General features: G+C 69.1%; 13 protein-coding genes. 12 read left to right on the top strand and 1 reads right to left on the bottom strand.

All coding sequences use genetic code 11. The annotated features are described in order from the left end of the window. Positions 1 to 24 precede the first annotated feature (24 nt). From QSK05_RS29550 to QSK05_RS29495, 12 genes are all read left to right on the top strand, one after another. Positions 25 to 1,206: an NAD(P)/FAD-dependent oxidoreductase gene (locus QSK05_RS29550; RefSeq protein ID WP_285600654.1), complete on the top strand. Its 1,182-nt coding sequence runs from the start codon at positions 25 to 27 to the stop codon at positions 1,204 to 1,206. Further along, on the top strand, positions 1,206 to 1,523 hold the full coding sequence (locus QSK05_RS29545; protein ID WP_285600653.1) for a (2Fe-2S)-binding protein: 318 nt from the start codon (positions 1,206 to 1,208) through the stop codon (positions 1,521 to 1,523). Before QSK05_RS29550 ends, QSK05_RS29545 begins: the two co-directional genes overlap by 1 nt. Before the next feature lie 99 nt (positions 1,524 to 1,622). Next, positions 1,623 to 3,059 carry an FAD/NAD(P)-dependent oxidoreductase gene (locus QSK05_RS29540; protein WP_285600652.1) on the top strand — a complete coding sequence of 479 codons (1,437 nt, stop codon included), beginning with the start codon at positions 1,623 to 1,625 and terminating at the stop codon, positions 3,057 to 3,059. After that, the gene (locus QSK05_RS29535; RefSeq protein WP_285600651.1) at positions 3,056 to 3,994 is read left to right on the top strand and encodes a dihydrodipicolinate synthase family protein; all 939 of its coding nucleotides are present in this window, start codon (positions 3,056 to 3,058) and stop codon (positions 3,992 to 3,994) included. The genes QSK05_RS29540 and QSK05_RS29535 overlap by 4 nt, the downstream gene beginning before the upstream one ends. Further along, positions 3,994 to 4,995, top strand: a complete 1,002-nt coding sequence (locus tag QSK05_RS29530) for a proline racemase family protein (RefSeq protein WP_285600650.1) — start codon at positions 3,994 to 3,996, stop codon at positions 4,993 to 4,995. The genes QSK05_RS29535 and QSK05_RS29530 overlap by 1 nt, the downstream gene beginning before the upstream one ends. A gap of 1 nt (position 4,996) precedes the next feature. After that, positions 4,997 to 6,376: an aldehyde dehydrogenase (NADP(+)) gene (locus QSK05_RS29525; protein WP_285600649.1), complete on the top strand. Its 1,380-nt coding sequence runs from the start codon at positions 4,997 to 4,999 to the stop codon at positions 6,374 to 6,376. A 53-nt stretch (positions 6,377 to 6,429) separates the two neighbouring features. Further along, positions 6,430 to 7,098, top strand: a complete 669-nt coding sequence (locus QSK05_RS29520; protein WP_285600648.1) for a GntR family transcriptional regulator — start codon at positions 6,430 to 6,432, stop codon at positions 7,096 to 7,098. 386 nt (positions 7,099 to 7,484) lie between these two features. Continuing rightward, positions 7,485 to 9,167 (top strand): ABC transporter substrate-binding protein, encoded by a 1,683-nt coding sequence (locus QSK05_RS29515; protein ID WP_285600647.1) that lies wholly within the window; start codon positions 7,485 to 7,487, stop codon positions 9,165 to 9,167. A 1-nt stretch (position 9,168) separates the two neighbouring features. Further along, positions 9,169 to 10,116, top strand: coding sequence for an ABC transporter permease (locus QSK05_RS29510; RefSeq protein WP_285600646.1), 948 nt, complete (start codon positions 9,169 to 9,171; stop codon positions 10,114 to 10,116). Beyond that, positions 10,113 to 11,102 carry an ABC transporter permease gene (locus tag QSK05_RS29505; protein WP_285600645.1) on the top strand — a complete coding sequence of 330 codons (990 nt, stop codon included), beginning with the start codon at positions 10,113 to 10,115 and terminating at the stop codon, positions 11,100 to 11,102. Before QSK05_RS29510 ends, QSK05_RS29505 begins: the two co-directional genes overlap by 4 nt. Then, positions 11,099 to 11,911, top strand: a complete 813-nt coding sequence (locus QSK05_RS29500; RefSeq protein ID WP_285600644.1) for an ABC transporter ATP-binding protein — start codon at positions 11,099 to 11,101, stop codon at positions 11,909 to 11,911. The genes QSK05_RS29505 and QSK05_RS29500 overlap by 4 nt, the downstream gene beginning before the upstream one ends. Next, a complete protein-coding gene (locus tag QSK05_RS29495; protein ID WP_285600643.1) occupies positions 11,908 to 12,750 on the top strand; it encodes an ATP-binding cassette domain-containing protein in 843 nt (280 codons plus the stop codon). Before QSK05_RS29500 ends, QSK05_RS29495 begins: the two co-directional genes overlap by 4 nt. Positions 12,751 to 12,763: 13 nt before the next feature. On the opposite strand, the gene QSK05_RS29490 is transcribed toward QSK05_RS29495, so the two are convergent. After that, positions 12,764 to 13,036, bottom strand: coding sequence for a hypothetical protein (locus QSK05_RS29490; RefSeq protein ID WP_285600642.1), 273 nt, complete (start codon positions 13,034 to 13,036; stop codon positions 12,764 to 12,766). Positions 13,037 to 13,140: the final 104 nt, after the last annotated feature.

Genomic DNA, 13,140 nt, shown 5'->3' with positions numbered 1-13,140 from the left:
AGAACGCTGTGCAATATTACTGCCGTGGCTGAGCGAGGGCGTGTCGTCGTGATCGGGGCCGGCATCGTCGGTGCCGCGATCGCCCGTTCCCTCGGGCGCGGCGGGCACGAGGTGATCGTGCTCGACCGGGGGCCCACCGCGGGTGGTACGTCGGCGAGTGGGGAAGGCAATCTCCTCGTGTCCGACAAGGGTCCCGGCGCCGAGCTGGAGCTCATGCAGCGGTCGCTGGAGCTCTGGCGGGAGCTCGACGGGCAGCTGCGCGACGAACTGCCCGCCGGGTTCCCCTCCCTGGAACTCGATCACAAGGGTGGTCTGGTGGTGGCCACCACAGCCTCGGGTGCCATGGCACTGCGAGAGTTCGCGACCCGGCAGCGCCCGGCGGGAGTCGTGGCGCAGGAGGTCGACGAGCAGCAGGTACGTGAGCTCGAACCCGACCTCACCCGTGACTACACGGCGGCGGTCTTCTACCCCGGCGATGCCCAGGTGCAGCCCGTGGTGGCGACCGAGTCGCTGCTGGCGTCGGCGCGTCTGCACGGCGCCCAGGTGCGTCAGGGGGTCGAGGTGACCGGGCCGATCATGAGCGCCGGCCGGCTGGTAGGTGTGCAGACCTCCGGTGGGCCGGTGTACGGCGACGCCGTGGTGCTCGCGGCCGGGCCGTGGTCGGGCGGTTTGTCCGCCGGGCTCGGCGCACCGTTGCCCGTGCGCCCGCGCCGCGGCACCGTACTGGTGACAACCCGCATGCCGCAACGTATTCGCCGCAAGGTCTACGATGCCGACTATGTCGGGGCGGTCGGGTCCGGCGCGGCTGACCTGCAGGTGTCCAGCGTCGTCGAGTCCACCGCCGCGGGTACTGTTCTGATTGGATCGTCCCGCGAGCGCAAGGGCTTCGACGACCGGATCGAGGCTCGTGTGGTTGCCGCGATGGCCGCGAAAGCCCTCTTGCTGTTCCCTTTCCTGAAGGATGTCCCGGTGATGCGGGCCTATGGTGGTTTCCGGCCGTTCGTGCCCGATCATCTCCCGGTGATCGGCCCGGACCCGCGTCTGGCGGGTCTCTGGCACGCGACCGGTCACGAGGGCGCGGGCATCGGGCTGAGCCTGGCCACGGCCGAGATCCTCACGGCCCTGATGGATGGAACCAGCAACGGGGAGAATCCCTTTCGCGTTGACCGCGATACCCTCGCGCCCTATCTGGAAGAGGTCGTCTGATGGGCCCGCAGCGTCTTCCCGCCACCCAGGACCCGGTGGCCCCCCGCGACTCCGGCCCGCTGACGATCACCGTCGACGGCGCCGAGGTCACCGGTCAGGTGGGCCAGACCGTCGCCGGCCTGCTGTTGGGCGCCGGGCGCGTGTCCTGGAGAACCAGCCGAACCGGTCGCCCGCGTGGGGTTTTCTGTGGAATCGGCGTGTGCTTCGACTGCCTGGTGACGATCAACGACATCCCGGACGTGCGGGCCTGCCAGCGCCGCGCCACCGAGGGCGACGTGGTGAGCACCGAGCCGCCGGTCCGGGAGGCCTCGGCATGAGTGCGAACCGGATGGTGGACGTGCGCGGTGGGGTTTCGGGGACACTTTGCATGATCACGGACGGGGTTGGCGGGGGTCGGGGGCACCGGGAAGGTTGGCATGATCTCGGGGGTGCGCGTGTTTGAGGCTGCTGGGGGTGTTCTTGTTGTTGGTGGGGGGCCGGCGGGGATGGCTGCTGCGGCTGCTGCCTTACGGCACGGCGCGCGCGTGACCTTGCTGGAGGCTGGGTACGACCTCGGGGGGCAGTACTGGCGGCATCTGGCGGACGAGCGCCGGGGCGCACACGAGCACCGGTTGCATCACGGCTGGAGCACCTTTCAGCGGTTGCACGAGGAGATCACTGGTCATCCGCGCTGTGACGTGGTGCTCGGGGGGAGCGTCTGGGCCATCGACCGGCACGACGACGCCCCGCCGGTCGTGCACGTCATGGTCGGTGCCCCGGACGGCACGGACCGCGAACCCCGCAGCTACACCCCCGACCGGCTGATTCTGGCCACCGGCGGTCAGGAACGCACGTTGCCGTTCCCCGGCTGGGACCTGCCGGGCGTCTTCACTGCCGGCGCCGCCCAGGCCCTGGCGAAGGGGGAACGGGTCGCGGTCGGGCAGCGGGTGCTCGTCGCGGGGGCCGGGCCCTTCCTGCTTCCCGTGGTCAGCAGCCTGATCCGGACCGGGGCCACGGTCGTCGGGGTCGCCGAGGCCTCCGGCCGCAGGCGTCTGGCCCGCGGCTGGCTGACCCGGCCCTGGGAACTGGCGAGCACCTCGTCCAAGGCGGGCGAGCTGGGCGGTTACCTGAAAGATCTGGTGCGCCATCGCGTCCCCTATTGGACCGGCCGGACCGTCGTGGCCGCCCACGGCACCGACCGGGTGCACTCGGTCACCCTGGCCGACCTTCACCCCGACTGGACCCGCGTCGAGGGTTCCGAGCGGGTCGTGGAGGTCGACGCGGTGTGTGTGAGCCACGGATTCGTCCCCCGTACCGAACTCGCCGTCGCGGCCGGATGCCAGCTCGACGAGCAGGGTTTCGTCATCACGGCGGCCGGTCAGCAGACGTCCGTGCCGAACGTCTACAGTGCCGGTGAACTCACCGGGATCGGCGGGGCCGATCTGGCCCTCGCCGAGGGAGAGGTGGCCGGGACCACGGCGGCCGGGGGCGTGCCTCGTCCATCATTGATCGGCCAGCGAAAAAACCTACAGAACTTCGCCATCCGGCTGGAATCCGCGCACGGCATCCGGCCCGGATGGCAGACCTGGCCCGACCCGCAGACGATGCTCTGCCGGTGCGAAGACGTCACCGTCGGCGAACTGCGCGACATCGCCGCCAAGACGCAGTCCCGCGGGCTGCGTTCCCTGAAACTGACCACCCGCGCCGGGCTCGGCGTGTGCCAGGGCCGCACCTGCGGCCGTAACGTGGAAGACCTCCTCAGCGAAAGCCTCTTGCCGGCCGGCCGTACCTCCTATCGACCCATTGCGACACCGGTCCGGCTCGGGGAACTTGCCGCGACCATCACCCCAGAACGAGAGGACCCTCTTCCGTGAGCACGCATCAACCGGGCCAGCCCGTCAACTTCCAGGGCGTCATCGTCGCCACCGCGCTGCCCTACAAGGAGAACCCTGACGCACCGGCCGGTCTCGAGGTCGACTACGACAAGTTCGCCGAGCACTGCGACTGGCTGATCAGCAACGGCTGCCGGGGCGTGGGCCCGAACGGCTCGCTGGGCGAGTACTCCTCGCTGACCGACGCCGAGCGCCGCAAGGTGATCCAGGTCGCGGTCGAGGCCGTCGACGGTCGGGGACTGGTCGTGGCCGGCGTGCACGGCCCGGGCTGGCACCAGGCCCAGCACTGGACCCGTCTGGCCGCCGAAGACGGCGCCGACGGCGTGCTCTCACTGCCGCCCACGATGTACCGGGCCTCCGACGAGCAGGTGATCGAGCACTTCTCGAAGATCGCCGAGGTCGGCCTGCCGGTGATGATCTACAACAACCCGATCGACACCAAGGTCGACCTGGTGCCCTCGCTGGTCGCGCAGATCGCCCAGATCCCGAACATCTCGGCGATCAAGGAGTTCAGCGGCGATGTGCGCCGCAAGTTCGAGATCTCCGAGCTGTGCGACATCGACGTGGTCGCGGGGGCCGACGACGTGCTGTTCGAGCTGATGATCGACGGCGCGGTGGGCTGGTTCGCGGGCTTCCCCAATGCCTTCCCGGCCGAGTCGGTGGAGATCTACGAGCACATGCGGGCCGGCCGGGTCGAGCAGGCCCGCGCCCTGTACGAGCGTCTGGTGGCGGTGTTCCGCTGGGACTCACGCGTCGAGTTCGTGCAGGCCATCAAGCTCAGCATGGAGATGGTCGGCCGGTACGGCGGCCCGTGCCGTCCGCCGCGGGGTCCGCTGACGCCCGAGCACACCGCCCGGGTGCGCGCCGACATGGAGCGCGCGATCGCGGGCATCGAGTCGCTGCGCGCAGGAGTCTGATGAGGTCGAAAAGGCTCTTCTCCGCGGTCGACTCGCATACCGAGGGAATGCCGACGCGGGTCGTGACCGGTGGCGTCGGGGTGATCCCGGGTGCCACCATGAACGAGCGGCGGCTGCACTTCATCGCTGAGATGGATCACCTGCGCAAGCTCTTGGTGAACGAACCCCGCGGGCACGCCGCCATGAGTGGCGCCATCCTGCAGCCGCCCACCCGGCCCGACGCCGACTTCGGCGTGCTGTACATCGAGGTCTCCGGCTGCCTGCCGATGTGTGGGCACGGAACCATCGGGGTGGCGACCGTTCTCGTGGAGACGGGCATGGTCGAGGTGGTCGAGCCGGTGACGACGATCCGGCTGGACACCCCGGCCGGTCTCGTTGTCGCGAAGGTGGCCGTGAGCGACGGCCACGCCGACTCGGTGACCCTGGAGAACGTGCCCTCGTACTGCGAGCGCCTCGACGAGAAGATCGAGGTGCCGGGCCTGGGCGCCGTGCCCTACAGCCTGGCCTTCGGTGGGAACTTCTACGCCATGGTCGATCTCGACGCGGTGAAGCTTCCGTTCGAGCGCGCCCGGCAGCAGGAGATCCTCAGTGCGGGTCTGGCCATCATGAACCAGATCAACCTCCAGGCCCCGCCCCGGCATCCGGAGATCGACGGCGTGAACCATTGCCATCACGTTGAATTCATCGCCCCCGGATCGGACGCGACGCTGTCCCGGCACGCGATGGCCATCCACCCGGGCTGGTTCGACCGCTCACCCTGCGGCACCGGCACGTCCGCGCGGATGGCCGAGCTGCACGCCCGCGGTGAGTTGCCGCTGCACCAGGATTTCGTCAACGAGTCGTTCATCGGCAGCCGGTTCGTCGGACGTCTGATCGGCGAGACCACGGTCGGCGGGCGCCCGGCGGTTCTGCCGACCATCACCGGACGGGCGTGGGTGACCGGCATCGGGCAGTACATGCTGGACCCGAGCGATCCGTACCCGGAAGGTTTCGAGTTCTGAGATGAGCAACGACGAGATGACGACCAACGACCTGGACCAGATCCTCGCGGCCGCCGCGGCCGTGCCCCTGACCGGCCCGGCCGCCGCCTCGCCGACGCAGCGGGCCGGCTGGCTGGAGGCGGTCGCCGACGTGCTGGACGGCGCCGCCGACGAGCTGATCCCGCTGGCGCAGGCGGAGTCCCACCTGCCGGCGGCACGGTTGACGGGTGAGCTGAAGCGCACGACGTTCCAGGCCCGCCAGTTCGCGGACGCGTTGCGCGCCGGCACCCTGACGCCCACCCAGGTGGACGGGCCCGACGCCGGCTGGGGCAGCGGCCCCCGGCCGGACCTGCGGCGCACCGTGGTGCCACTGGGCCCGGTGCTGGTGTTCGCCGCGAGCAACTTCCCGTTCGCGTTCAGCGTGTTCGGTGGTGACACCGTCTCCGCGCTGGCCGCCGGCTGCCCGGTGGTGGTGAAGGCCCACCCGGGCCACCCGGAACTGTCACGGCGCACGGCCGAACTCGTCGCGGCCCAGCTGCCGGAAGGGCTGTTCGCCCTGATCGAGGGGGTCGAGCCGTCGCTGACCGCGCTGCGCGACTCCCGGATCAAGGCCGTCGGGTTCACCGGCTCCACCAGTGGTGGGCGGGCGTTGTACGACATCGCCGTCGCGCGGGCCGAGCCGATCCCGTTCTACGGGGAACTGGGCAGTGTGAACCCGGTGGTGGTGACACCGCAGGGATGGGCGCAGCGGCCGGGCGAGATCGTCGGCGGCTGGCTGGACTCGCTGCTGCTGGGCTCGGGGCAGTTCTGTACCAACCCGGGCGTGGTGTTCGTGCCCGACGCGCAGGCGTTCCTGGCCACGGTCGAGCTGCCGCAGCCCGGCCGGATGCTGAACGACCGGCTGGAAGAGGGTTTCCAGAAGTCCACCGCGCTGGTGGCGCAGCTCCCGGGCGTGCGGGAGGTGGCCGGCGGCCCGGCGAACGAGCAGGGTGTCGCGGCCCGGATCTTCGCCACCACGCTGGAGCAGCTCGACCCGCAGGCGCTGGACACCGAGATGTTCGGCCCGGCCGGTCTGGTCGTCGAATACGGCGACACGGGTGCGCTGGTCGATGTGCTGCAGCAGATGCCGGGGCAGCTGACCGGTACGGTCCAGGGCACCGATCAGGGGGACGAGGTGGCCGCCGAGGTGGTCGCGGCGCTCAGCGCCCGGGTCGGCCGGGTGCTCTACAACCAGTGGCCCACCGGCGTCAGCGTGACCGCGGCGCAGCAGCACGGAGGGCCGTACCCGGCGTCGACCAACCCGCTGACGACCTCGGTCGGTCTGGCGGCGGTCGAGCGGTTCCAGCGGCCGGTGTCCTTCCAGGGTCTGCCCGCCGGTCTGCTCCCGGCAGAACTCCGGTAAAGTCGGCGGGCTCCGGAAAAGTGTTTTCCGCCGTCGTCAGTGGGGGAGGTCGAATGGCATCGCACATCGGTCCGGTCGCCGCGGGCTCGAGCCTGCGGATCACCGTGGAGGAGGCCCTGGCCTCTGCCATCGTGTCCGGTGAGCTGGCCCCCGGCACCCTGCTGACGGCGCCCACGCTGGGTGCCCGGTTCGGGGTGTCCGCCACGCCCGTGCGCGAGGCGATGCTGAACCTGCAGAAGCGGGGTTTCGTCGAGACGGTCCGGAACAAGGGTTTCCGGGTCACCGACGTCAGCGAGCAGGACCTGTGGGAGATCGTCCGGATCCGCCAGCTGCTCGAGGTGCCGGCGATGCGCGACATCGCCCGCATCCTGCAGCCGTACACGGCCACGGAGCTGCGGGCCAAGGCCGACCTGATCGTGGAGGCGGCGGCATCGGCCGACATCCCCACGTATCTGGCGGCCGACGTGGATTTTCATCTGACCCTGCTGCGACTCACCGGGAACGAGCGGCTGGTCGAGCTGGTGCGCGACCTGCGCCAGCAGACCCGGATGGTCGGGCTGACCAACTTGATCGGCAGCGACGAGCTGGCGCGCTCGGCGGCCGAGCACCATCAGCTGATGGACCTGCTCGAGCGCCGGGACGGCCGGGGGGCGCAGCAACTGCTGCACTCCCACATCGAGCACGTGCTCGGCTGGTGGAGTGGCCGCGTCGAGACCCAGTAAGGTTTTACTTTCTCTCACGAAGGGCCGGTCACCACACCAGGTGACCGGCCCTCGCGCTTTGTTCCCGGCCTGCGGAGAATTACTGGTGATCCGTGGCTTTCGGTGGAGCCGGCCCTCGCCGCCAGAAACATTAATCGTTTGTAACTAGTTCACCCCGGGGCTTCACCTGCGAGGTGTGACATATTACTGTTCCACCAGGTACCCGGGCCGAACCAGTAGCCGTCCCGCCGGCTGTTCCCCCGTGCCCGGCGTGCAGAACCGCACCGTGAGCAAAGCTTTCGCTGATGTCGACGAGCGTGGACCGCCCCGACGCGCAGCAGATGTGCATCCGGCGGGTATCCGCGTGATTCCGGAAGGCAGAACCTGTGAAGAGAAGTACACCCCGCGTGACCGTGGGCAGTCTGATGATGGCCTCGGTCCTGGCTGTGTCGGCCTGCTCCGGCAGCTCGTCCAGCGCTTCCGGCCCGGGCAGCAGCGGCTCCACGGACACTCCGGCCACGGGCGGCACCATGCAGGTGCTGCAGGCCGCCGACTTCTCCTACCTCGACCCCACCCGGGGCTGGGACGGCGGGGTGAACGCCTTCTACCGGCTGGTCTACCGCACGCTGGTGACGAAGGCGGCGAACAATGCCGAAGACCCGAACGCGATGGTGCCCGACCTGGCGCAGTCGCTGGGCAAGGTCTCGGACGACGGCCTGAGCTGGACCTACACGCTGAAGAAGGGCGTCAAGTTCGACACCGGTGCCGAGATTACCTCCAAGGACGTGAAGTTCGGCATCGAGCGGAGCTGGGACCCGCAGATCGGCATCGGCTCGCCCTATCTCAAGCAGCTGATCGACGCGCCCGACGACTACCAGGGTCCCTATCAGTCCGGCTCGCTCGACACGATCGAGACACCCGACGACGCCACCATCGTCTTCCACCTCAAGAAGGCCTACCCGGAGTTCGACGCGGCCCTGTCGATGCCCAGCGGCACCCCGTTCCCCGAGGGCACGGGCGAGGGGGACGAGTTCATCTCCGACATCGTTGCCTCCGGCCCGTACGACCTGGAGAAGTACACCCCGGGCAGCCTGATCGAGCTCAAGCGCAACCCGGAGTGGGACGCCTCGACCGACGACGTGCGCAAGGCCTACCCGGACGCCTGGAAGTTCAACATCGGCCTCGAGGGCGCCACGATCGACGAGCGCCTGATCGCCGGGCAAGGCAGCGATGCCAACGCGATCGCCGGCACCGTGCAGACGGCCACCATCGCCCGCCTGCAGACGCCCCAGCTGAAAGCCCGCACGATCAAGGCGGCTTCGACCTGCCTGACGTACATGGGCCTGAACACCACGAAGAAGCCGCTGACCGACGTGAAGGTGCGGCAGGCGATCAGCTACGCGGTGGACAAGAGTGCCGTGCTCAACGCCACCGGCGGCACCCAGTTCGCCACGGTCGCCAGCACGATCATTCCCTCCACGGTCTCCGGTCACACCGACTTCGACCTCTACCCGAGCCAGAACAACGCCGGTGACGTGGACAAGGCCCGGCAACTGCTGACCGAGGCCGGCTACGCCGACGGTTTCGAGATGACGCTCGACATCCGGCCGATCCCCGCGGTGCAGCGTCAGGCCGAGGCGATCCAGCAGTCGCTGAAGAAGGTCGGCATCGACCTGAAGCTCAACGTCATCGACACCTCCACGTACTACGAGACGATCGGTACGCCGAGCCAGCAGCACGACGCCGCGATCACCGGCTGGTGCCCGGACTGGAACTCCAGCGCCTCGACCTTCGTCCCGCCGCTGTTCGACGGGCGCAACATCACCGAGAAGGGCAACAACAACCTGGCCCAGCTGGACGACGACGCGGTCAACACGGCGATCGACAAGGCCAAGGCGATGACCGACATCGACGCGGCCAACCAGGCCTGGGGAGCGCTGGACGAGCAGATCATGAAGCTCGCCCCGATCGTGCCGCTGAACGTGGAGAACCGGATCTACCTGCCCGGCGAGAACGTGGCCGGGGTGATCACCCCCAGCGGTGACTACGACTACACGATCATCGGTCTCAAAGACCCGTCCAAGGGCTGACATGAGCATCCCCGTCACCGGACTGACGGTGCCGGCGGAATCCGATCAGGAGACCGCCGGCACCACCCCGGAACCACGCTCGAGCGTGATCCGCACCCTGCTGCGCGATCCGGTCGCCGCCGCCTGCCTGGCCTACATCGTGCTGGTCCTGCTGATGGCCGCCTTCGCCCCGCTGATCGTGAAGGTCAGCGGGTGGGACCCGTACGAGTTCGACCAGAGCGCCATCGACGCCAACATGGGTGGCATCCCCCTGGGCGGCTTCTCCGGCTCGCACTGGCTGGGTGTCGAGCCCGGCACCGGCCGCGACATCTTCGCCCGCATCGTCTACGGTGCCCGGGCCTCGATGCTCATCGCGATCAGCGCCACCGTGCTGACCACCGCGCTGGGGGTGGTGTTCGGTCTGCTGGCGGGGTATTTCGGTGGACGCACCGACATGGTGATCTCGCGGGTGATGGAGTTCCTGATGGCCTTCCCGGCGCTGATCTTCATGATCGCCGTGCTCTCGGCGCTGCCCGCCGACGACCGTCAGTACCTGCTGGTCGTGGTGATCTCGGTGTTCGGCTGGCCCTACCTGGCGCGCATCGTGCGCGGGCAGACCATGTCGCTCAAGCAACGCGAGTTCGTCGAGGCGGCCGTGGCCTCCGGCGCCTCGCGCCGCACCGTGGTGTTCACCGAGATCCTGCCCAACCTGCGATCGACCATCCTGGTGATGGTGACGCTCGCGGTGCCCGGCTACATCGGCACCGAGGCGGGGCTGAGCTTTCTGGGCGTCGGTGTGGTGCCGCCCACGCCGTCGTGGGGTCAGATGATCGCCAGTTCGGTGAACTGGTACTCGGTGGTGCCGTTGTACTTCGTGGTACCCGGCACCTTCCTGGCGCTGCTCGTGCTGTCGTTCATGGTGCTCGGTGACCGGGTGCGCTCCGTGGTCGACCCGAAAGGCCGCTCATGACCCGCTACGTCGTGAACCGGCTGGCCGGAATGGTTCTGGTGCTGTTTCTGGTCTGCTTGTTCACCTACATGGTGTTCTTCCTGCTCTCGCCCGACCCGGCGGTGCAGATCTGCGGCAAGAACTGCACCCCCGAGCGCATCGACCAGATCCGGGCCAACCTCGGCCTGACCGATCCGTTCGTCACCCAGTTCCTGAACTTCCTGCGCGGGTTGTTCGTCGGCCGTGAGTACGAGGGCGGCATCACCTGCCCGGCGCCCTGCCTGGGCTATTCGTTCCAGACCTCGCAGGTCGTCACCGACATGATCGTGCAGCGCCTGCCGGTCACCGCTGTCGTGGCGGTCGGCGCGGCCGTGCTGTGGCTGCTCATGGGCGTGGTCGGCGGGCTGATCAGCGCCGTGCAGGAAGGGAAGTTCGCCGACCGCTTCATCGCCGGTCTGACGCTCGGCGGCATGTCGGTGCCCAACTACGTGCTGGCGCTGGCTCTTCAGTACGTCTTCGTGGTCTGGCTGCAGTGGCTGCCCTTCCCGCAGGCCGTGCCGTTCGCCGACGACCCGGTGCAGTGGTTCCTCAATTTCATCCTGCCCTGGTCGGTGCTCGCGATCGGTTACGCCTCCTCCTACACCCGGCTCACCCGGGCCAACGTCATCGACACCCTGGGCGAGAACTTCGTGCGCACGGCCAAGGCCAAAGGCCTTCGTCCCGATCTGGTCTGGCGCCGGCACGCGCTGCGCCCGGCCCTGACGCCGATCGTCACGATCGCCGGGATGGACTTCGCCGGGCTGCTCGGTGGCGCCCTGATCACCGAGACGGTCTTCGGCATCAACGGGGTCGGCAAGCTCGCAGCCGACTCCATCACTAAGAACGACCAGCCGGTGATCATGGCGGTCACCCTGCTGGCCGCGTTCTTCGTGGTGGTCGGCAACATGGTGGTCGACCTGCTCTACTCGGCCATCGATCCGCGCGTGCGGGTGGGGGTTTCGGCATGAGTCTGACGGCGAGAGGCCTGACGGTCACCTTCGGCGCCACCAACGTGGTGGACGGCATCGACTTCGAGGTGCCCCCGGGCGGCACCCTCGGCATCGTCGGGGAGAGCGGCTCCGGAAAGTCCATGACCAGCCTGGCGATCATGGGCCTGCTGCCGGCCTCGGCCACGCGCGGCGGCAGCATCGACTTCGCCGGCACCGAGCTGACGAAGGTCACCGAACGGCAGATGCGCGCGATCCGGGGCGACCGCATCGCGATGATCTTCCAGGACCCGCTGTCGTCGCTGAACCCCTACTACACCGTGGGCACGCAGATCGCTGAGGCGTACCGCTCCCACCGGTCCGGGGTGAACCGTAAAGCCGCGCGGGCGGCGGCGATCGAGGCGATGGACCGGGTGCACATCAAGGACGCCGGCAAGCGGGTGGACGACTACCCGCACCAGTTCTCGGGCGGCATGCGCCAGCGCGTGATGATCGCCATGGCGCTGTCCACCGAGCCCGAGCTGATCATCGCCGACGAGCCCACCACGGCGCTCGACGTCACGGTGCAGGCCCAGATCCTCGATCTGCTCGCCGAGGTGCGCCGTGACACCGGAGCCGCACTGATCCTCATCACCCACGACCTGGCCGTCGTCAGCGAGGTCGCCGACCACCTGATCGTCATGCGGCACGGCCGGGTGGTCGAGAACGGCACCGCCGAGCAGATCTTCTCCGATCCGCAACACCCCTACACGCAGGCCCTGCTCGACGCGGTGCCGCGCATCGACGACAGCATCGGCGACCTGCGCCCGGTCTCGGGAGGTCCGGCATGACGCTTCTTCAGGCGAAGGACCTGGTGAAGGAGTTCGACGTCGCGGGCACGGCCGGGCTGGTGAAGCCCGCGCGGCGGTTCACGGCCGTCGACCACGTCTCCTTCGAGCTGCACCCGGGCCAGACCCTGGCCCTGGTGGGGGAGTCGGGCTCGGGCAAGTCGACCACCGCGCGCCTGGCCGCCCGGCTCGTCGACGTCACCTCCGGCACCGTGCACCTGGACGGCCAGGACATCACCGCGTTGCAGGGCGGTGACCTGCTCGAGGTCCGCCGGCAGGTGCAGATGGTGTTCCAGGACCCGTTCTCGTCGCTGAACCCCCGCCACACCGTCGAGAAGATCGTCACCGCACCCCTGCGCTACCAGAAACGCCCCGTCCCGGGCGGGGTCCGGGCGGTGGCGCGGTCGCTGATGGAGCGCGTCGGCCTGAACCCCGACCACATCGACCGGTACCCGGCCCAGTTCAGCGGCGGTCAGGCCCAGCGCATCGGGATCGCCCGGGCGCTGGCGGTCGGCCCCCGGGTGCTGGTCTGCGACGAGGCGGTCTCGGCCCTCGACGTGTCGGTGCAGGCCCAGATCATCAACCTGCTGCGCGGTCTGCAGGCCGAGGAGGGCTTCGGCTGCCTCTTCATCGCCCACGACCTGGCCGTGGTGCGGCAGATCGCCACGGATGTCGCGGTGATGACGGGTGGCACGGTGGTCGAGTCCGGCCCTCGCGATGCCGTGTTCGACGCCCCGCAGCACGAGTACACCCGCAAGCTCCTCGCGGCGGTGCCCCGCATCCGGCCGGAGTGGGAGGCGGACCGCCTCCGCAATGCGGGCCGCGTCCGAGAGTCCCCATGAGGGACGAGGAACCTCACCCGCCCCGGTGGTCCCGGCGGACAAGGCCCAGACTGAGATGAGCGATCCAGCCCGTCACGATCCAGGGGAGAAAAACCATGACATCCAACCCGAACAGCCCGAGCACATCGACAACATCCGGCCCCACGCCGGCCACCCGGACGGGCTCCACCAGCTCGTCCACCCCGATCGTCCCGCGTACCTCGCCCGTCCCCGTCCCGGCTGCCCCCACCATGTCGGCCGCCCCAACCGCCCCAACCGCCCCGACCACGTCGTCCACCTCGTCCACTCCCACCACTCCCGCGGTCGATAACAGGCCGTCGCCAACCGAATCCCCGGTATCGAGTGCATCTGTTGCGGATACAGCGCAAAGAACGCACACGATCACCGCTC

Origin of the sequence: Kineosporia sp. NBRC 101731 (assembly GCF_030269305.1) — a bacterium.
GTDB lineage: Bacteria > Actinomycetota > Actinomycetes > Actinomycetales > Kineosporiaceae > Kineosporia.
This window is presented reverse-complemented; position numbering and strand designations above follow the sequence as displayed.

Bases quoted from the DNA above. Each gene is read 5' to 3' on its own strand.
- QSK05_RS29545 (WP_285600653.1), top strand. From the start codon at position 1,206: ATGGGCCCGCAGCGTCTTCCCGCCACCCAGGACCCGGTGGCCCCCCGC.
- QSK05_RS29540 (WP_285600652.1), top strand. From the start codon at position 1,623: ATGATCTCGGGGGTGCGCGTGTTTGAGGCTGCTGGGGGTGTTCTTGTT.
- QSK05_RS29530 (WP_285600650.1), top strand. From the start codon at position 3,994: ATGAGGTCGAAAAGGCTCTTCTCCGCGGTCGACTCGCATACCGAGGGA.
- QSK05_RS29525 (WP_285600649.1), top strand. From the start codon at position 4,997: ATGAGCAACGACGAGATGACGACCAACGACCTGGACCAGATCCTCGCG.
- QSK05_RS29520 (WP_285600648.1), top strand. From the start codon at position 6,430: ATGGCATCGCACATCGGTCCGGTCGCCGCGGGCTCGAGCCTGCGGATC.
- QSK05_RS29510 (WP_285600646.1), top strand. From the start codon at position 9,169: ATGAGCATCCCCGTCACCGGACTGACGGTGCCGGCGGAATCCGATCAG.
- QSK05_RS29505 (WP_285600645.1), top strand. From the start codon at position 10,113: ATGACCCGCTACGTCGTGAACCGGCTGGCCGGAATGGTTCTGGTGCTG.
- QSK05_RS29500 (WP_285600644.1), top strand. From the start codon at position 11,099: ATGAGTCTGACGGCGAGAGGCCTGACGGTCACCTTCGGCGCCACCAAC.
- QSK05_RS29495 (WP_285600643.1), top strand. From the start codon at position 11,908: ATGACGCTTCTTCAGGCGAAGGACCTGGTGAAGGAGTTCGACGTCGCG.